The organism is Bradyrhizobium sp. B039 (assembly GCF_038965675.1).
Lineage (GTDB): Bacteria > Pseudomonadota > Alphaproteobacteria > Rhizobiales > Xanthobacteraceae > Bradyrhizobium > Bradyrhizobium diazoefficiens.
Window position 1 is genome coordinate 8,570,730 of sequence record NZ_CP152416.1, and the last position, 19,990, is coordinate 8,590,719.

The window sequence follows — 19,990 nt, forward strand, 5'->3', positions numbered from 1 at the left end:
GCGATGTATCACCTCACCGCCCTCGTCACGCTGCTGGCGATTGCGTTTTATTTCTTCGCCACCATCAACGTCTCGCGCGCGCGAGCGAGGACGGGCATCAAGGTGCCGGCGACCTCAGGACACCCGGACTTCGAGCGCGCCTTCCGCATCCAGGTCAACACGCTGGAATGGATGCCTATCTTCCTGCCGTCGCTCTGGCTGTTCGCGATCTATATCAGCGACGCCGTCGCGGCCGGGATCGGCGCGGTCTGGATCGTCGGCCGCATCGTCTATTTCATCGGTTATTCGCAGGCCGCCGCAAAGCGCGGCCCGGGCTTTGCGGTCCAGGCGCTGGCCGCCATAGCGCTATGGGTAGGGGCGATCGGGGCGGTGGTGTCGCGGCTGGTGTGAGGGATGAATTGCAAGCCGTCATTCCGGGGCGGCGCGCCAGCGCCGAACCCGGAATCTCGAGATTCCGGGTTCGATGCTTCGCATCGCCCCGGAATGACGCTACGCCTCACTTCGTCAGCGGGCAGCCGCTGTCCTTGGCGGTGAAGAACGCCTTGTCGCCGGGGACGGTGGCGAGCAGCTTGTAGTAGTCCCAGGGCTTCTTCGACTCCGAGGGCTTCTTGACCTCGAACAGATACATGTCGTGGACCATGCGGCCGTTCTCGAGAACCTTGCCGCCCTGCGCGAAGTCGTCGTCGACCGGCAGCTCCTTCAGCTTCCTGGCGACGGCTTCCGTATCCTTGGTGCCGGCGGCCTTGACCGCTTTCAGATAGCTCAGCGTCGCCGAATAGGTGCCGGCATGGATCATGCTCGGCATCCGCCCGGTGCGCTTGAGGAAACGTTCGCCGAGATTGCGGGTCTTGTCGTTGATATCCCAGTAATAGCCCTCGGTCAGCACCAGGCCTTGCGCGGCCTGCAGGCCGAGGCCGTTCACTTCGGCCAGCGTCATCAGGAGGCCCGCGAGCTTCTGACCACTGGCGACGATGCCGAACTCGGACGCCTGCTTGATCGAATTGGTGGTGTCGAGGCCGGCATTGGCAAGCCCGACGATCTTCGCCTTCGAGCTTTGCGCCTGGAGCAGGAAGGAAGAGAAGTCCGAGGAATTGAGCGGCACGCGCACCGAGCCGACCACCTTGCCGCCATTGGCGGTGACGATCTCGCTGGTGTCCTTCTCCAGCGCGTAGCCGAAGGCGTAGTCGGCGGTGAGGAAGAACCAGGTGTCGCCGCCGGCCTTGGTCAGCGCGCCGCCGGTACCGACGCCGAGCGCGCGGGTGTCATAGGCCCAGTGGAAGCCGTAGGGCTGGCAGGCATCGCCGGTGAGGCGCGAGGTCGCGGCGCCCACGACGATGTCGATCTTCTTCTTTTCCTTGGAGAGCTCATGGATCGCGAGCGCGACCGAAGAGGTCGTCAGCTCCGTGATCATGTCGACGTTCTCGACATCGTACCAGCGCCGCGCGATCGAGCTCGCCAGATCCGGCTTGTTCTGGTGGTCGGCGGTGACGAGCTCGATCTTCTGACCGAGCACCTCGCCGCCAAAATCTTCGATCGCCATCCTGGCCGCTTCGACCGACCATTTGCCGCCGTAGTCTGCATAGACGCCGGACTGGTCGTTGAGGATGCCGATCTTGACGCCTTGCGCGGAGGCCGGTGCTGCCAGCAGCAGGGCCGAGGTTGCGACGGCGGCCAAAAGGGCTGATTTCATGTGTTGGCTCCCAGCAGTGTTCTGTTTTGAAATCGCGCGGATACTAGTGAAGAACCCCGGGAATGCCCATCCATTGCGTGTTGGTCGTTAGTATGAAGGGCGGCACCACAAAAAACCGTCGTCCTGGACAAGCGCAGCGAAGCGGAGCGTAGATCCAGGACCCAATACCCCAGGGAGCAATTTGGCGAAGACCGGTGGTCGCAACCTGCTCGCGCCGCAACTTCTCCCTGGGGTAATGGGTCCTGGCTTTCGCCAGGACGACGCTGGAGAAACATCACATTGCGACCTTCGGCTTCCCGTCGTTCTTCCCCTCAGCCAGGTTGCGCACCACCACATAGAAGATCGGCGTGAACAGAAGCCCGAACAGGGTGACGCCGAGCATGCCGAAGAAGACGGCGACGCCGACGGCCTGGCGCATTTCCGAACCGGAGCCCGTCGAGACCACCAGCGGCAGCACGCCGAGAATGAAGGCGAAGGAGGTCATCAGGATCGGCCGCAGACGCAGGCGGCAGGCGTCGATCACGGCCTCCAACCGCGGCTTGCCTTCGTTCTCGATGTCGCGCGCGAACTCGACGATCAGGATCGCGTTCTTCGCCGCCAGTCCCACCAGCACGACGAAGCCGATCTGGGTGAGGATGTTGACGTCCTGCCCCATGATGCGGACGCCGATGGTGGCCGCTAGCAGGCACATCGGCACGATCAGGATCACCGCGAACGGCAGGGTCCAGCTGCCATATTGCGCGGCGAGCACGAGATAGACGAACAGCACGCAGATCGGGAATACCAGCAGGCCCGCGTTGCCGCCGGTGACCTGCTGGTACGAGAGATCCGTCCACTCGAAGGTGAAGCCGCTCGGCAGGGTGTCGTCGGCGAGCTTCTTGATGGCGTTGAGCGCGGTGGTCGAGCTCGTCCCAGGCGCCGGCTCGCCCTGGAGCTCGGACGCCGCGTAAAGATTGTAGCGCGCGACGCGGTCGGGCCCCGAGACATCCTTGAAGTCGACCACGCTGCCGAGCATCACCATGTCGCCGGAGGCGTTGCGCGTGCGCAGCCGCGCGAGATCGCTCGGCTCTTTGCGGAACGGGAAATCGGCCTGCGCGGTGACGTGGTAGGTGCGGCCGAACAGGTTGAAGTCGTTGACATAGGTCGATCCGAAATAGGTCTGGATCGTGTCGTTGATGTTGGCGATGGGTACACCGAGCTTCTGCGCCTTGGTGCGGTCGATGTCGACGAAGAGCTGCGGCGTGTTGGCTGAGAACGGCGAGAACACCGTCGGAGCCAGCAGCGAGGGCGATTTGCGGGCGGCGGCGACGAGCTCGTCGGTCGCGGATGCCAGCAGCTCGGGCCCTCGGCCCTGGCGGTCCTGGATGCGGATGGTGAAGCCGCCGCCCGTGCCGATTCCGGGCACGGCGGGTGGCGGAATCACGATGATGAAGGCGCCCTGGATCGCGGCGAGGCGCTTGCGCAGCTCGGCCGTGATGGCATTCGCGGTCAGGCCCTTCTTCAGCCGCACCTCGGGCTCATCGAACACAGGGAAGAGCGCCGCCGCATTGCCGGCCTGCGTTCGTGTCGCGCCCGAGAAGCCGGCGAAGGCGGCCACGCGGATAATGCCTGGCGTGTCCAGCGAGATCCGCTCGATCTCTCGGACAATCTCGGTGGTCCGCGCCAGCGATGCCGCACCCGGCAACTGCACTGAGATAATGACGTAGCCGCGGTCCTGCGCCGGGATGAAGCCCTGCGACGTCGTCCCGATCAGCCAGCCTGCGCTGCCGATTAGCACGACATAGATTAGCAGCATCACCACCGAGTGCCGGATCACGAAATTGGCAAGGCCGGCATAGCCATGCGCGAGACGGTCGAACGTGCGGTTGAAGACGCCGGTGAAGGCATTCCAGCCGCGCGCGACGACATTCCAGCTCGCCGGCGGCCGCTTCTCCTCGTGCGGCGTCAGGATCTGCGAGGCCAGCGCCGGTGACAGCGTCAGCGAGCAGAAGCAGGAGATCGCGGTCGCAACCGCAATGGTGACGGCGAATTGCTGGAAGAACTGCCCGGAAATGCCGCCCAGAAATGCGGTCGGCACGAACACCGCGCACAGCACCAGCGCGATCGAGACCAGCGCGCCGCCGACCTCTTCCATGGTCTTCAGCGCGGCATCGCGCCGGCTCAGGCCGTGCTCAAGATGGCGCTCCACATTCTCCACCACCACGATGGCGTCATCGACCACGATGCCGACCGCGAGCACGAGACCGAACAGCGTGAGATTGTTGATGGAGAAGCCGAGCGCCGCCATCACCGCAAAGGTGCCGACCAGCGAAACCGGGATCGCGATGATCGGAATGATCGCGGGCCGCCAGCCCTGCAAGAACACCAGCACCACGATAACCACGAGCAGCATGGCCTCGTAGATGGTCTTGATCAGCTCGTGGACCGACTGCGCGATGAACTCGGTCGGGTTGTAGCCGATATTGTAGTCGAGGCCTTTTGGAAAACTCTCCTTGAGCTTCGTCATCGTGTCGGAGATGTGTTTGGCCGTCGCGAGCGCGTTCGATCCCGGTCGCTGCGTCACCAGCATCGCGACCGCCGACTTGCGCAACAGGAAGCTGTTGGTGGAATACGCCAGCGCCCCGAGCTCGATCCGGGCGACGTCGCGCAGCCGCACCGTGCGGCCGTCGGAGCCGGCCTTGATCAGGATGTCCTCGAACTGCTTCTGGTCCTTCAGGCGTCCGGTGAAGGTGAGGTTCGGCTGGAAGGCGCGATCGGCGATCGGCGGCTCGGCAATCTGTCCGCCCGCGATCTGCACGTTCTGGGCACGGATCGCCGCCAGCACCTCGGTCGAGGTCAGACCGAGATTTGCGATCCGGTCGGGATCGAGCCACAGCCGCATCGAATAATCGCGCGCGCCGAAGATCTGGATGTCGCCGACGCCGTCGATGCGGAGCAGCTGGTCGCGGACCTGCAGCAGCGCGTAGTTGGAGATGTAGAGCTGGTCGAAGCTGTCGTCGGGCGACAGCATGAACACGACCATCAGGATGTCGGGCGAGTTCTTGCGGGTGACGACGCCGTTGCGCTGCACCTCGTCCGGCAGTTGCGGCTGCGCGATCGCGACGCGGTTCTGCACCAGCACCTGCGCCTTGTCGAGGTCGGTGCCGAGCTTGAAGGTGACGGTGATCGTCAGCTGCCCGTTCGAGGTCGCCTGGCTGTAGAGATACAGCATGTCCTCGACGCCGTTGATCTGCTGCTCGATTGGAGCGGCGACCGTGTCGGACACGGTCTGCGCGGAGGCGCCGGGATATTGCGTGGTGACGACGACGGTCGGCGGCACGACTTGCGGATATTCGGAGACCGGCAGCGTCGTATAGGCGAGCGCGCCGACGATCAGCAGCACGATCGACAGCACCATCGCCAGGATGGGCTGGTTGATGGAGAGGCGGCCAAGGTTCATGACTTGTCACCGGGCTTGCCGCCGGCCGGCGCTGGCGCGGGAGACGGCGCGACCTTGGCGCCGACGCGGGCGCGCTGGATGCCGTTGACGATGACGCGGTCGTCAGCCTTCAACCCTTCGCGGATCACGCGCAGGCCATCGTCGATCGGCCCAAGCACCACGGGACGCGCTTCGACGGTGTCATCAGGCTTGACCACGAACACGATCTTGCGGGACTGGTCGGTCGCAACGGCGACATCCGGGATCAGCAGCGCCTCGTAGGGCGCGCTGCCGATCAGGCGGACGCGGCCGAACTGGCCGGGCAGGATCGACAGATCGGTGTTCTTGATCACGGCGCGGCTGCGCAGGGTCCCGGTGGAGACATCGAGGCGGTTGTCGAGGAAGTTGATGGTGCCCTCATGCGAGGGCTTGGTCTCGCCGGCCAGCGTCACCTGCACCGGGTTCGCCGTATCGCGCGAGCTCGGGCGCTTACCTTCGAACCAGAGCTTGCTGTATTTGATGAACGTCGTCTCATCCATGTCGAAATAGACGTAGATCGGATCCAGCGCGACGATCGAGGTGAGCAGCGTCGAAGTGCCGGTATCGCTGCCCTGCACGAGATTGCCGGGGCTGACGAGATGGCGGCTGACGCGGCCCGTGAGGGGCGCGGTCACATGGGTGAATTCGATGTTGAGCTTGGCGGCCTTGAGCGCGCCTTCGGCCTGCACTTCCGCCGCGTGCGCGGCCTGCAAGGCCTGGCGGCGCTGATCGACGACCTGCTCGGAGACGGCGCTGGTCTGCACCAGGTTGAGGCCGCGATCGAGCTCGCGCTTGGCAAGCTCCACCTTGGCGCGCGCATCGGAGAGCTGACCGTCCGCCTGCTCCGCCACCGCCTCGAACGGACGCGGGTCGATGACGTAGAGCAGATCGCCCTGGTGCACGATGGCGCCGTCCTGGAATTCGACGGAGTTGACGAAGCCGCCGACACGGGGGCGCACCTGCACCTCCTCCACGGCCTCGAAGCGGCCGGTGAATTCGTCCCAATCGGTGACGGTGCGCTTGACCGGCTGGGCGACCGTCACCGGCGGAGGTGGCGGGGCCGCGGCCTGCGAGGTCGGCTGTCCGCAACCGGTGAGTGCAAACGCCGCGGCGAGAAGGCCGGCGATGGCGTAAGGCCGCGGCCGAACGAAATCGTGCGTTTTGACAAGTTGCTCGCTTCCATCCGGTCCGCTCATCCCAGGTCCTCGCATAAAAGCCGCAGAAAACGCAGGGTACTCGCCTACCCGCGGGGGACACAAGATGGGCTGCCATAATGAAATCTTCAAGACGATGGCTCGCGCAACGCTCGGCGAGAGGACCTAGCCTGATGATGGGTTGACAGGGAGGGAGATGGCGCTCCTTCGCCTCTCCCAGCTTGCGGGGAGAGGCCGAATCGCATCGCAAGTTGCGATCCGGGTGAGGGGGAGTCTCCGCGAGTCCAACTGTCACCTCCCTTGCGGAGAGCCCCCCTCACCCCAACCCTCTCCCCGCAGGCGGGGAGAGGGAGAAGAGTAGCCAGCGTCTTCGCGCATGACGGGCGGGGCAGGCTCGGCTAGATTACCTCTACAAGAACAAGACGAATTGTCCGGGAGGACAGACGTGCACCAGGGACGTGTCGTTTACGGCGCGATCGAGGAGGTCGTCTTCGGCCATCCTGCGGCAGGCGCCATCGTCGCGCAGATGGACCGGCTGGGGACGCGCCGTGCCTTCCTGATGGTCTCCGGCACGCTGAACCGGCAGACCGACGAAATCGAGAAGATCAGACAGGCGCTCGGCGCACGCTGTGCGGGCGTGTTCGACGCCATGCCGGCGCACACGCCGCGCGAGGCGGTGATCGCCGCCGCCAATGCGGCCCGCGAGGTGGGCGCCGACCTGATCGTCACGGTCGGCGGCGGCTCGATCACCGACGGCGCCAAGGCGGTGCAGCTCTGCCTTGCCAACGGCATCGACGATGTCGACGGCATCGAGCGCATCCGCGTGCACAAGGGCGTCGCGCCGGAGATGAACGCGCCGACCGTACGACAGATCAGCGTGCCGACGACCATTGCCGGCGGCGAGTTCAGCGCGATCGCGGGCGTGACCGACCGCAGCACGCATGTGAAACAGATGCTGCGGCATCCGCTCACGGTGCCGCGCGCGACCATCCTCGATCCCGCCATCACCGTGCACACGCCGGAATGGCTGTTCCTGTCCACCGGCATCCGCGCCGTGGACCATTGCGTCGAGGCGATCTGCTCGCGCGAGACGCACCCTTATGCCGACGCGCAATCGGTCAAGGGCCTCGCCATGCTCGCCGACGCGCTGCCGCGGGTGAAGGCCGATCCTGCCGACCTCGACGCACGAATGGATGCGCAGATCGGCACCTGGCTGTCGATGGGCGCGCTTGCGGCCGGCGTGCCGATGGGCGCGAGCCATGGCATCGGTTACGTGCTGGGTGCGGCCTTCGACGTGCCGCATGGCTACACCTCCTGCATCATGCTGCCGGCGGTAATGCGCTGGAATGCGCGCGACAATGCCGAGCGCCAGATGATCGTGGCCGCCGCCATGGGCTTTCCCGGCCACAACAACGCCGCCGACGTGCTGGACGCCTTCATCCGCTCGCTCGGCATGCCGCGCAGCCTCGCGGAGGTGCACGTGTCGCCCGAGCATTTCGACGCCATCGCCGAGCAGGCGATGCGCACGCCCTGGGTGCCGCGCAACCCGCGCAGGATCGACGGCCCCGCGCAGTTGCGCGAAATCCTGCTTCTCGCCGCATAATCTCAAGCCGGAGGATCGATGTACACTGGTCTCCATGCCCGCCTGCGCCCGCTCCAGCCCGCCTTCATCATGGCGGCGACCGGCGAGACCGTCACCTATCGTGAGCTCGAGGCGCGCAGCAACCGCCTGGCGCACCTGTTCCGCAAGCACGGTTTGAAGCGGCTCGATCACTATTCGATCTTCATGGAGAACAATTCGCGCTATCTCGAGGCCTGCGGCGCCGGTGAGCGGTCCGGGCTGTACTACACCTGCATCAACTCCTTCCTCACGCCCGGCGAGCTCGCCTATCTCCTGGTCAACAGCCAGTCCAAAATCCTGATCACCTCCGTGGCGAAGCTCGACATCGCGCGCGAGGCGATCCAGGCCTGCCCCGACATCAGGCTCTGTGTCGTCGCCGACGGTCCCGGCGAGAGTGACCGCATCGTCGGACTTGCCGAAGTGACCGCCGGTCTGCCGAAGACCCCGATTGCGGATGAGTGGCTCGGCACCGCGATGCTCTATTCATCCGGCACGACAGGGCGGCCGAAGGGCATCCTGCGGCCGCTGCCGGAGGAGCCGCCGAAACACAATCTGCCGCTGTTCGATTTCCTGACGAAGCTCTGGCACTACCGCGAGGGCATGGTCTATCTGTCGCCGGCGCCGCTCTATCACTCCGCGCCGCAAGCCGCCGTGAACCTCACGATCCGCATGGGCGGCACCGTGATCATCATGGAGAGCTTCGATCCCGAGCGTTACCTCCAGCTCGTCGAGCGATGGGGTATCACGCACACCCAGCTGGTGCCGACGATGTTCTCGCGCATGCTGAAGCTGCCGGAAGAGGTGCGAAAGCGCTACGACCTGTCTTCGCTCGAGATCGCGATCCATGCCGCGGCGCCCTGCCCGGCCCTGGTCAAGGACGACATCATCAAATGGTGGGGGCCGATCATCCACGAATATTACGGCGCCACCGAGGGCCTCGGCTTCACCGCCTGCAACAGCGAGGAGTGGCTTAGCCATCGCGGCACCGTCGGCAAGGTGCTGCTGGGCGACCTCCACATTCTCGATGAGAACATGCGGGAATGCCCGACCGGCACGCCGGGCCAGGTGTGGTTCAAGACCGCCTCGCCGTTCGAATATTTCAACGATCCGGAGAAGACGAAAGAGGCGCGCTCGGCCGACGGCAGCATGAGCACGGTCGGCGACGTCGGCTATGTCGATGCCGATCGCTTCCTCTACCTCACCGACCGCGCGACCTTCATGATCATCTCCGGCGGCGTGAACATCTATCCGCAGGAATGCGAAAATCTGCTGATCACCCACCCGAAGGTTGCGGACGCCGCCGTGTTCGGCGTGCCCAATCCCGATCTCGGCGAAGAGGTGAAGGCGGTGGTGCAGCCGATGCCGGGCGTGGTGCCGGGCGAGGCGCTTGCCGAGGAGCTGATCGCCTTCTGCGGCCAATCGCTGTCGCGGCAGAAGGTGCCGCGCTCGGTCGATTTCGAGAAGGAATTGCCGCGGCTGCCGACGGGGAAGCTGTACAAGCGGCTGCTGCGCGACCGGTACTGGGGGAACAAGTCGTCGCGGATTGTGTGAGCGGTTTTGGGCAATCCTGCGCCACACATTCAGTGTCGTCCTGGCGAAGGCCAGGACCCATACCGCGTGATCTCGCGATTGTTGTAGGTCGCAATACCGGACGACGATCTTCGCCAAACACCTCCCTGGGGTAATGGGTCCTGGCTTTCGCCAGGACGACGCCGGGGGAACTCTTTCATTGTGAAAGAGTGAGACCTGCGGCCTTCCGTCATCCGAATTGTCGAGAGCGCCGCCACCCTTGCCGGTTGCCTCGCTGCGCGCGCGTCGCTATCGTCGCTTCAACAGGCCGCAAAAGGCTGTTGTCCAGGGAGGACGAGGATGCGGAGCGTGCGGGCGCTTGCCGCGACGGCGGCGCTATCTTTGCTGGCGTTTTCGACCATCGCATTGGCCGGCGGGCCCAATCAGGGCGGAATCCTGCGGATGTATCACCGCGACAGCCCCGGCAATGCCTCGATCCATGAAGGCGCGACCTACTCGCTCAACGTTCCCTTCATGCCTGTGTTCAACAACCTCGTCATCTACAAGCAGGACGTGGCGCAGAACAGCATGGACACCATCGTCCCCGAGCTCGCGGAGAGCTGGGCATGGGTGAACGACAACAAGACACTGACCTTCAAGCTGCGCCCGGGCGTCAAATGGCACGACGGCAAGCCGTTCACCTCTGCGGACGTCAAATGCACCTTCGACATGCTGATGGGCAAATCGCAGCAGAAGTTCCGGCAGAACCCGCGCAAGACCTGGTACGACCAGGTCAACGACATCTCGACCAACGGCGATCTCGAGGTCTCCTTCAACCTGAAGCGGCCGCAGCCTTCGCTGCTGGCGCTGCTCGCCTCGGGCTATACGCCGGTCTATCCCTGCCATGTCTCGCCCGGCGACATGCGTACGCACCCGATCGGCACCGGCCCGTTCAAGTTCGTCGAGTTCAAGGCCAATGAATCGATCAAGCTGACCCGCAATCCCGACTATTGGCGCGAGGGCCGGCCCTATCTCGACGGCATCGAGCTCACCATCATTCCGAACCGCTCGACCGCCATCCTCGCCTTCGTCGCCGGCAAGTTCGACATGACCTTCCCGACGGAGGTGAGCATTCCGCTGCTCAAGGACGTGAAATCCCAGGCGCCGAACGCGGTCTGCGTGGTCGAACCCAACAATGTCGCGACCAACATCATCGTCAACTCCTCCTCGCCGCCGTTCGACAACATCGACATCCGCCGCGCCATGGCGCTGGCGCTCGACCGCAAGGCCTTCATCTCGATCATGTTCGAGGGCCAGGGCGATGTCGGCGGCACCATGCTGCCGCAGCCGAACGGGCTGTGGGGCATGCCGAAGGAGATGCTCGAGACCATTCCGGGCTATGGCCCCGATGTGAACGCCAACCGCGAGGAAGCCAAGAAGCTGATGCAGAAGGCCGGCTACGGCCCGGACAAGCACCTCGCCGTCAAGATCTCCACCCGCAACATTCCGGTCTACCGCGATCCCGCGGTGATCCTGATCGACCAGCTCAAGAGCATCTATATCGACGGCGAGCTCGACGTGGTCGAGACCGCGAACTGGTTTCCGAAGATCGCGCGCAAGGACTACATGCTCGGGCTCAACCTGACCGGCAACGCGGTCGACGATCCCGACCAGTCGTTCTACGAGAATTATTCCTGCGGTTCCGAACGCAATTACACCAACTACTGCAACAAGGAGATCGAGAAGCTGTTCGACGTGCAGTCGCAGGAGACCGATATCGCCAAACGCAAGAAGCTGGTGTGGGACATCGACAAGAAGTTGCAGGAGGACGTCGCGCGCCCGATCATCTTCCACGCGCGCACCGGCAGTTGCTGGCAGCCCTATGTCAAGGGCGTGACGGTGATGTCGAACAGCTCCTATAATGGATACCGGTACGAAGACGTTTGGATGGACAAGTAGCGCGCTAACGGTTCGACGGGAGGGCGCGGGATGTTTGCCTATCTGGTACGGCGCCTGTTCCTGATGCTCGTGACCCTGTTCGGGATCTCGGTCGTCATCTTCTTCCTGCTGCGCATCGTGCCCGGCAACATCGTCGACATCCTGTTCGCCGCGGCCGGCTATGTCGATCCCGCCGACAAGGCCAATCTGGAGAAGGAGCTCGGCATCGACCAGCCGCTGGTGGTGCAATATTGGCACTGGATCAGCGGCTTCCTGCGCGGCGATTTCGGCTACTCCTATGTCTCGGAGAAACCGGCGCTTCAGGAGATCCTGCCGCGGATCCCGATCACGGCGCGGCTCGCCGGCCTGGCACTGCTGTTCTCGGCGTCGATCGGGATTCCCTTGGGCGTCATCAGCGCGGTGAAGCAGGGAACGCGGCTCGACTACGCGCTGCGTGTCGTCAGTCTTTCCGGCCTGTCGCTGCCGTCATTCTGGCTGGGGCTGCTGGTCCTCACGGCATCGGTGGCGATGTTCGGCCAGATGCCGCTCTTCAATCCGAACCCCCAGAGTTTTGGGGAGGCGGTTGCAACCTATTGCATCCCGGCGATGGTGGTCGGATTCCGCAGTTCGGCGCTGACCATGCGCATCACCCGCTCCTCGATGCTGGAGGTGCTGCGGCAGGATTACATCCGCACCGCGCGCGCCAAGGGCGCGTCCGACGCCGCGGTGAACTACCAGCATGCGCTGAAGAACGCGATCCTGCCCGTTATCACCGTGATCGGGATCGAGGCCGCGTTCCTGATCGGCGGCCTGATCGTCACCGAGACCGTGTTCAACATCCCCGGCGTCGCACGCTTCCTGGTCGAGGCGATCCGCTGGCGCGATTATCCGATCGTGCAGAACCTCGTGATGCTGATCGCCGTGGTGGTGGTCAGCGCGAATTTCATCGTCGACATGCTGTATGCGGTGTTCGACCCGCGTATCCGGTACACGGACTAGGAGAGCCGATTGGCCACGATCGACTATGATCTCGAACTCAGGCGCGCCGGCATGCATGCGACCGGGGGCTGGCGGCGCGTGCTGTTTCTGGCGCAGCGGCATGTGCTCGGCGCTGCGGGGCTCGTCATCATGACGGCGTTCGTGCTGACCGCAATCTTTGCCGATTTCATTGCACGCTATGACCCCCTGACGATCGACGCCGCCCGTGCGCTGGCCCGCCCGAGCCTGGCGCACTGGATGGGGACGGATTCCTTCGGCCGCGACGTCTTCAGCCGCATCATTCATGGCTCGCGGATCTCGCTTGCCGTCGGCATCGGCTCGACCGCGCTCGGCGGCACGATCGGCGTGATCGTCGGGCTGACGTCCGGTTATCTCTCCGGCTGGGTCGATCTGGTGTTCCAGCGTGTCTCCGACGTCCTCCAGGCGCTTCCATTGCTGGTCCTGGCGTTGATCATGACCGCCGCACTCGGTCCGTCCTTGCCGAACGTCATCATCGCCATTGCCATTCCGCTGATCCCGACCGTGTCGCGTGTCGTCCGCGCCAACACGCTGGCGCTGCGCGAGCTGCCCTTTATCGAAGCTGCCAAGTCGATCGGCATGAGCGAGGTGCGCATCGCGCTCCGCCACGTGCTGCCGAACACGCTGGCGCCGCTGATCGTGCTGGCGACCGCCCAGCTCGGCTCGACGATCCTGACCGAAGCCTCGCTCTCCTTCCTCGGCCTCGGCATTCCCGAGCCTTATCCGTCCTGGGGCCGCATGCTGTCGGAATCCGCTGCCGAATATGCCCGCACCGCGCCGTGGCTGGTGATCTTCCCGGGGATCGCGATCAGCCTCGCCGTGTTCGGCGCCAATCTGTTCGGCGACGCCCTGCGTGACATCCTCGATCCCCGGCAGCGCGGCTGATGGCTGATAAATCCGATCTCGTGCTCGAAGTGAAGAACCTGAAGACGGTGTTCTTCACGAACTCCGGTCTCTTCAAGGCCGTCGATGATGTTTCCTTCACCGTCAGGCGCGGCGAGACGCTGGCGATCGTCGGCGAGTCCGGCTGCGGCAAGAGCGTTACCGCGCTATCGCTGATGCGGCTGGTGCCCGATCCGCCCGGCCGCATCGTCGGCGGGTCGGTCTCGCTCGAAGGCACCGATTTGTTGACGCTGGACGAAGCGGAGATGCGCGCCGTCAGGGGCAACCGCATCTCCATGATCTTCCAGGAGCCGATGACGTCGCTCAATCCCGTCATGCGGATCGGCGACCAGATCGTCGAGGCCGTGCGGCTGCACCGGGTGATGTCGGCCAAAGAAGCCCGGAACATCGCAGTCGAGATGCTGCGGCTGGTACGGATTCCAGAGCCGGCACGGCGCGCGCGGGAATATCCGCACCAGTTGTCGGGCGGCATGCGTCAGCGCGCGATGATCGCGATGGCGCTGGCCTGCCGGCCGGCGCTGCTGATCGCGGACGAGCCGACCACTGCGCTGGATGTCACCATCCAGGCGCAGATCCTGGCGCTGATCCTCGACCTCCAGAAGGAGCTCGGCACCGGGCTCGTTCTCATCACGCATGATCTCGGCGTCGTCGCGCAGACCGCGCAGCGCGTGATCGTGATGTATGCGGGCAGGAAGGTCGAGGAAGCCAGCGTCGAGGCGTTGTTCGCCGATCCCAGACACCCCTATACGCGCGGGCTGATGGCCTCGATTCCGTCGGTGCCGGCGTCCGGCGCCGCGACGCAGGCGCGGCTCAACGAAATTCCCGGCACCGTGCCGTCGCTGGTGCGGCTGCCGTCAGGCTGCGCTTTTGCGCCGCGCTGCAAGCTCGCGATCAAGCGCTGCGAGGAGTACCCGCCATTGCAGGATTGGGGCGGCGGCCATCTCGCCGCCTGCTGGCGCGCGGCTGACGTCGCGGAGGTCGCATGACCGAAGCGCTGCTCGAGGTCACCGACCTTAGGAAGCACTACCCGGTGCGCGCCGGCGTGTTGCGCCGGCAGGTCGGCACCGTGCACGCGGTGGACGGCGTCTCGTTCACGGTTGGTGTCGGCGAAACATTGGGGCTGGTCGGCGAGTCCGGCTGCGGCAAGTCGACGGTGGCGCGCAGCGTGCTGCGGCTGGTCGAACCGACCTCGGGCCAGATCCGTCTCGAGGGCGAGGACATCACGCATCTTTCCAAGGCGGCGCTGCGCCCGCACCGTCGCTCGATGCAGATCGTGTTCCAGGACCCCTTTGCTTCGCTCAATCCGCGCATGACCGCGGGCGACATTGTCGGAGAGCCGCTGGCCGTGCACGGGCTCGCGAGCGGCAAGGAGCTGGAAGCGCGGACTGCAAAGCTGTTCGAGCAGGTCGGCCTGCGGCCCGACCAGATGCGCAACTTTCCGCATCAATTCTCCGGCGGCCAGCGCCAGCGCATCTGCATCGCACGGGCGCTCGCGCTGGGGCCGCGCCTGATCGTCTGCGACGAGCCGGTCTCCGCGCTCGACGTCTCGATCCAGGCGCAGGTGATCAATCTGCTGATCGACCTGCAACGCCAGCACGGCTTCTCCTATCTCTTCATCGCGCACGACCTCGCCGTGGTCGCCCATATCAGCCACCGCGTCGCGGTGATGTATCTCGGCCGCATCGTCGAGATCGCCGCCAAGGACGAGCTGTTCAGGAACCCCCGCCATCCCTACACGCAGGCCCTGCTCGCCTCGGTGCCGATCGCCAACCCGCTCGCGAAGAAGCTCGCGCCGCTGGTCGACGGCGACGTGCCGAGCCCGGTCAATCCGCCATCCGGCTGCGCGTTTCACACGCGCTGCCGGTTCGCGATGGACCGGTGCAGGACGGAGCGGCCGGCGCTATTAGATGCGGGCGACGGGCACCAGGTGGCGTGTTTGCTCAATGACGGGACTGGGCGGAGCCAATAGCAACAGGCGCCAACGCCCGGATCACCGGCCACGCCGCCAGCGCAGCAGCCAGATGCTTGAGTGTGTGGCCCGAGACGATGTGCCCTGTCGCTTCGAAAACGGCCTCGTCGCCGAGCTCGAAAAGCTTGGCCAGCACATAAAAGAAAATCACGCCGCCGAGCGGCACGCCAAGCGCACCAGGCCGGGGCCGTGTCAGCGCCAGTCCCACGGCCAACGCCATGCCGCCGAACTGCACGACCACCCATGGCGTGAGGTTCTCGCGTGCCACCCAGGCCGCGAGCAGGCCCGCAACCATCATCAGCACCAGCACCGCCTCGCCTGCGCGCACGCTGATGCGCTCGCTGGCCGCGATGCCCAGGAATCCTGCGAACGCCACCGCCATGCCGAGACGATCAGCCACGAGCCGTTGCGGCATGTCGGGGTCCAGATGATAGAAGCCCGAGCCTAAGCAAGTGAGGATCAGTCCCACAAAAAACCAGCTTGCTCCCACGGGTGCATCATGGCGGGCGCGCAGCCGCTCCGAGCCCCAGACGCCCATCGCGAGGAAGGCGAGATTGCTCAGTACGTCGCCGGCGTTGGGCACGCCGAGCCAGGAGCGGGCGTCGACGAAATGCGGGATGTGCCACGCGCCGGGGGGCAGAGTCGGCGCCAGCAGCGCCGCCAGGGCCAGAACGAAGAGCGCGCCGATCAGGTATTTTTCGCGAACTGTAGGTGCGGCGAACCGACGGGGCGTTGAGGGGAACGCGACATTGGGCTTTTGAGCGTGGTCATGTGCGCACAACATGGGAGCTCCGTATTTGAACAATGTTCAATATTGATAATCCACTAATGAACATTGTTCAATCTGAATCGCGCGATCGACACAAATTTCTAACATCTCTTTGAAATTATTTATGATTCCATACGAGACGGAGGCCAGCAACCCACAGCGAGTTGAGTTCGGGGCAACATCTCCGTCGTCATTGCGAGCGCAGCGAAGCAATCCAGACTGCCGCCGCGGAAAGATTCTGGATTGCTTCGCTGCGCTCGCAATCGAATTTGCCGCGCTAGCCCGCTCCGATCTCCGCGACGATCCTGCCCGTCGTGACCTGCTCACCCTCGGTGACGTCGATCGCGGCGACCACGCCGTCGATGCCGGCCTTGTGGACGTGCTCCATTTTCATCGCTTCCAGCGTCAGCACCGGCTGGCCGGCGGCGACGCGGTCGCCCGGCTTGACCAGGACGGCGACGACGCGGCCGTTCATGGCGGCGCGGACTTTTCCGTCGCCGCCGTTGGTTGCCGCCGCCTTTGGCGCAGCGAGAGTGAAGTCGGTCACCGCGAGCGGAAAGCCGCGATGCTGGAGATAGAGCCGATCGCCATCGCGCAGGAATTTGGCGCTGTCCATCATGCCGTCGTGACGGAAGCGGATCGCGTCAGGATCGAGCTGATCAATTTCGAACTTTTCCTGCCGGCCGTCGGTGGCGACGGTGTACCCACCATCCCGCTCTCGCGTAACTTCGAGTTCGCGCGCCTGGCCGGCGATCTCGATTTTCGCAGGAAGCGGAAACGTTGCCGACAGGCTCCGGCCGCCCTGCCATGACGGCGCGCGCGGATTTGTGACGTAGAGCAGCAGGCCTGCCAGCGCCGTGCCGAACGCCGCGTCCGCCGGGGGAGCCAGCAGCTCGTCGCGATGCGCGCCGATGAACGCCGTCGTCGCCTCGCCCCTGGCAAAGCCGGGATGACGCAGGCAGGACATCAGGAAGGCCTGGTTGGTGGTCACGCCGAAGGCGGTGAGCTGCTCCAGGCCGACGATCAGCCGCCCCCTCGCCTCCTCGCGTGTCGCGCCGTGGCTAATCACCTTGGCGATCATGGAATCGTAGAACGGCGGGATCTCCGAGCCCGATTGCAGCGCGTGCTCGACGCGGATGCCATCCGGCACCTGCCAGCGCGCCATGCGGCCGGATTGCGGCATGAAGTCCTGCGCGGCATCTTCCGAGCAGAGCCGCACCTCGATGGCGTGACCTGCGAAGCGGATGTCCTGCTGCTTTACCGGCAATTGCTCGCCGCGCGCGACGTGCAGCTGCAGCTCGACGAGATCGAGCCCCGTGATCGCCTCGGTCACGGGATGCTCGACCTGGAGACGGGTGTTCATCTCCATGAAGTAGAACTCCCCGCTCGCATCGAGCAGGAATTCCAGCGTGCCGGCGCCCTCGTAACGCAATGCCTTCACCGCGGCGACGGCGACCTCGCCCATTCTCGCACGCAGCTCCGGCGTGACGGCCGGCGACGGCGCTTCCTCGACCAGCTTCTGGTGCCGCCGCTGCACGGAGCAGTCACGCTCGCCGAGATGAATGGCGTTGCCGTGGCTGTCGCCGAACACCTGGATTTCGATATGGCGTGGATTCTGGATCGCGCGTTCGAGGATGACCGTGGCATCGCCGAACGCGGCTTTCGCCTCCGACCGCGCGCTGCGCAGCGCGTCGGGGAAGGATGCAGCATCGGTCACGAGCCGCATGCCGCGGCCACCACCGCCGGCCACCGCCTTGATCATCACGGGAAAACCGATCTTCCTGGCCTCCGCGAGCATGACCTCGTCGCCTTGCTCAAGGCCCTGATAGCCGGGCACGCAGGGCACACCGGCCTTCCGCATGATCTCCTTGGCGCCGGCCTTGTTGCCCATCGCCTCGATCGCCTGGGGCGATGGGCCGATGAAGACGAGACCGGCGTCCTTGCAGGCCTGCGCAAAGTCCTCGTTCTCGGCGAGGAAACCGTAGCCGGGATGGACGGCATCCGCGCCGCTGGCTTTCGCCGCGGCAATGATCGCGGGGATGTTGAGATAGGATTGCGCCGGCAGCGCCTCGCCGATGCGCACGGCCTGATCGGCCTGCCGCACATGGAGCGCATCGCGATCCGCGTCGGAATAGACCGCGACGACGCCGAGGCCAAGCTTGCGCGCGCTGCGCATCACCCGCAACGCGATCTCGCCGCGGTTGGCGATCAGGACCTTGAAGAACGGCCGGTGCTGCACTGATCCGTTCCTCATGGCCGGGCCACCGAAAACTGCATGCGCTGGGGCCTGCGTGCGTCGCCTTCGCGGCAGATCGCAAGCACTTCGGAGAGGACCGCCCGGGTGTCGCGCGGATCGATCACGCCGTCGTCGAGCACGCGCGCGCTGGTCGAGAACACGTCCATCTGACCATCGAACACGCCGACGATCTGCGCCTTCATCGCATCGAGCTTGTCCTTCTCGATCGGCTTGCCGCGCCGCGCGGCGGCGGCTTCCGTCACGATGGCCATGGTCTCGGCGGCCTGCTCGCCGCCCATCACCGCCGTCTTGGCGTTCGGCCAGGAGAAGCAGAAGCGCGGATGGAAGCCGCGCCCGCACATGCCGTAATTGCCGGCGCCGAACGAGGCGCCGCAATAGATGGTGATCTGCGGCACCGTCGCCGACGTCACCGCCTGGATCATCTTGGAGCCGTGCTTGATCATGCCGGCTTCCTCATAGGCCTTGCCGACCATGTAGCCGGTGGTGTTGTTGAGATAGAGCAGCGGCGTGCGGGTCTGACAGCAAGCCTGGATGAAATGCGTTGCCTTGTTGGCGCCGGCAGGATCGAGCGGGCCGTTGTTGGTGATGATGCCGATGGCCTGGCCCTCGATGCGGGCATGGCCGCAGACGGTGGCCGGGCCGTAATTCGGCGCCATCTCGGTGAAGTCGGAATCATCGATGATGCGGGCAATCACTTGCTTCATGTCCACGGGGCGCTTGTGGTCCATCGGCATGATACCGAGCAGCTCGTCCTGGTCGTAGCGCGGCGGCTTGAATTGCGGAGCAGCTCCGTCCGGCCGCTCCCATTCCAGCGCCGCCATGATCTCGCGTGCGATGCGCAGCGCGTCGCGATCGTCCTCGGCGAGATAGTCGCCGAGGCCGGAGACCTGGGTGTGCATCTCGGCGCCGCCAAGCTCTTCCTCGGTCGCGATCTCGCCGGTTGCGGCTTTCAGCAGTGGCGGACCTGCGAGGAAGGCACGGGTGCGGCCGCGCACCATGACGATGTAGTCGGACAGGCCCGTTTGATAAGCGCCGCCCGCGGTGGACGAGCCGTGCGTCACCGTGACGACCGGGAGACCCGCCGCCGAGAGCCGCGCCAGGTTGCGAAAGATATTGCCGCCGCGAACAAAATCCTCGACGCGGTAGCGCAAGAGATTGGCGCCGGCGCTTTCGACCAGCTGCACGTAGGGTAGCTTGTTCTCCAGCGCGAGCTCCTGCACCCGCAGCGTCTTGTCGAGGCCGAACGGCTGCAGCGCGCCGGCGTCGATGCCGGAATCGCTGGCGCTGACCATGCAGCGGATGCCCGAGACGAAGCCGATGCCGGCGATGACGCCGCCGCCCGGCACGCTCTTGTTCGGATCGGGCACGTCGAACATGTAGCCGGCGAGCGTCGACAGCTCGATGAAGGGCGCGCCGGGATCGAGCACCAGCGCGACGCGCTCGCGCGGCAGCAGCTGACCGCGCTTGTGAAAGCGGTCCTTTGCCGCGGCCGATGCGGCACGCGTGCGCTCTTCCAGCGCGCGCATGCGGTCGATCAAACCCAGCATGCCGTCGCGGTTGGCGTGGTAGGCCGCGCTGCCGGGGGAAATGGTGTTTTCGAGAATGGACATTAATGCTCCTTCCCGTCATTCCGGGGCGCGCGTAGCGCGAGCCCGGAATCCATATTCCCGATCGTGGTTATGGATTCCGGGCCTGGCCCTTCGGGC

Annotated in this window: 14 protein-coding genes; 8 read left to right on the top strand and 6 right to left on the bottom strand. The window is 65.2% G+C overall.

Annotated features, from left to right (window positions below; genetic code table 11):
* Window positions 1-3 precede the first annotated feature (3 nt).
* Window positions 4-390, top strand: coding sequence for an MAPEG family protein (locus tag AAFG50_RS40480; RefSeq protein WP_028172668.1), 387 nt, complete (start codon window positions 4-6; stop codon window positions 388-390).
* Between the two features lie 106 nt (window positions 391-496).
* On the opposite strand, the gene AAFG50_RS40485 is transcribed toward AAFG50_RS40480, so the two are convergent.
* The 3 genes from AAFG50_RS40485 to AAFG50_RS40495 all read right to left on the bottom strand — a co-directional run bounded on the left by AAFG50_RS40485 (window position 497) and on the right by AAFG50_RS40495 (window position 6,343).
* Window positions 497-1,690, bottom strand: coding sequence for an ABC transporter substrate-binding protein (locus AAFG50_RS40485; protein WP_028172667.1), 1,194 nt, complete (start codon window positions 1,688-1,690; stop codon window positions 497-499).
* Window positions 1,691-1,964: 274 nt separating this feature from the next.
* Window positions 1,965-5,129, bottom strand: a complete 3,165-nt coding sequence (locus tag AAFG50_RS40490) for a multidrug efflux RND transporter permease subunit (protein ID WP_011083817.1) — start codon at window positions 5,127-5,129, stop codon at window positions 1,965-1,967.
* Window positions 5,126-6,343 carry an efflux RND transporter periplasmic adaptor subunit gene (locus AAFG50_RS40495; protein WP_028172666.1) on the bottom strand — a complete coding sequence of 406 codons (1,218 nt, stop codon included), beginning with the start codon at window positions 6,341-6,343 and terminating at the stop codon, window positions 5,126-5,128. The genes AAFG50_RS40490 and AAFG50_RS40495 overlap by 4 nt, the downstream gene beginning before the upstream one ends.
* Before the next feature lie 403 nt (window positions 6,344-6,746).
* On the opposite strand from AAFG50_RS40495, the gene AAFG50_RS40500 reads away from it, so the two are divergent.
* The 7 genes from AAFG50_RS40500 to AAFG50_RS40530 all read left to right on the top strand — a co-directional run bounded on the left by AAFG50_RS40500 (window position 6,747) and on the right by AAFG50_RS40530 (window position 15,258).
* Window positions 6,747-7,904: an iron-containing alcohol dehydrogenase gene (locus AAFG50_RS40500; protein WP_028172665.1), complete on the top strand. Its 1,158-nt coding sequence runs from the start codon at window positions 6,747-6,749 to the stop codon at window positions 7,902-7,904.
* 18 nt (window positions 7,905-7,922) lie between these two features.
* Window positions 7,923-9,473, top strand: coding sequence for an AMP-binding protein (locus AAFG50_RS40505; protein WP_028172664.1), 1,551 nt, complete (start codon window positions 7,923-7,925; stop codon window positions 9,471-9,473).
* Window positions 9,474-9,791: 318 nt separating this feature from the next.
* Entirely contained in the window at window positions 9,792-11,390 is a 1,599-nt protein-coding gene (locus tag AAFG50_RS40510) for an ABC transporter substrate-binding protein (protein WP_342714109.1), read from the top strand.
* A 30-nt stretch (window positions 11,391-11,420) separates the two neighbouring features.
* Window positions 11,421-12,368: an ABC transporter permease gene (locus AAFG50_RS40515; protein ID WP_011083812.1), complete on the top strand. Its 948-nt coding sequence runs from the start codon at window positions 11,421-11,423 to the stop codon at window positions 12,366-12,368.
* Between the two features lie 9 nt (window positions 12,369-12,377).
* Complete coding sequence (locus tag AAFG50_RS40520) at window positions 12,378-13,271, top strand: ABC transporter permease (RefSeq protein WP_028172662.1); 894 nt, start codon at window positions 12,378-12,380, stop codon at window positions 13,269-13,271.
* Entirely contained in the window at window positions 13,271-14,275 is a 1,005-nt protein-coding gene (locus tag AAFG50_RS40525) for an ABC transporter ATP-binding protein (protein ID WP_028172661.1), read from the top strand. The genes AAFG50_RS40520 and AAFG50_RS40525 overlap by 1 nt, the downstream gene beginning before the upstream one ends.
* Window positions 14,272-15,258: a dipeptide ABC transporter ATP-binding protein gene (locus AAFG50_RS40530; RefSeq protein WP_028172660.1), complete on the top strand. Its 987-nt coding sequence runs from the start codon at window positions 14,272-14,274 to the stop codon at window positions 15,256-15,258. The genes AAFG50_RS40525 and AAFG50_RS40530 overlap by 4 nt, the downstream gene beginning before the upstream one ends.
* Here the strand turns inward: AAFG50_RS40530 and AAFG50_RS40535 are convergent.
* From AAFG50_RS40535 to AAFG50_RS40545, 3 genes are all read right to left on the bottom strand, one after another.
* Window positions 15,230-16,042 carry a hypothetical protein gene (locus AAFG50_RS40535; RefSeq protein WP_028172659.1) on the bottom strand — a complete coding sequence of 271 codons (813 nt, stop codon included), beginning with the start codon at window positions 16,040-16,042 and terminating at the stop codon, window positions 15,230-15,232. The two genes, AAFG50_RS40530 and AAFG50_RS40535, sit on opposite strands and share 29 nt — an antisense overlap.
* A 262-nt stretch (window positions 16,043-16,304) precedes the next feature.
* Window positions 16,305-18,281, bottom strand: a complete 1,977-nt coding sequence (locus AAFG50_RS40540) for an acetyl-CoA carboxylase biotin carboxylase subunit (RefSeq protein WP_028172658.1) — start codon at window positions 18,279-18,281, stop codon at window positions 16,305-16,307.
* Window positions 18,278-19,894: an acyl-CoA carboxylase subunit beta gene (locus tag AAFG50_RS40545; RefSeq protein ID WP_028172657.1), complete on the bottom strand. Its 1,617-nt coding sequence runs from the start codon at window positions 19,892-19,894 to the stop codon at window positions 18,278-18,280. Before AAFG50_RS40545 ends, AAFG50_RS40540 begins: the two co-directional genes overlap by 4 nt.
* Window positions 19,895-19,990 lie beyond the last annotated feature (96 nt).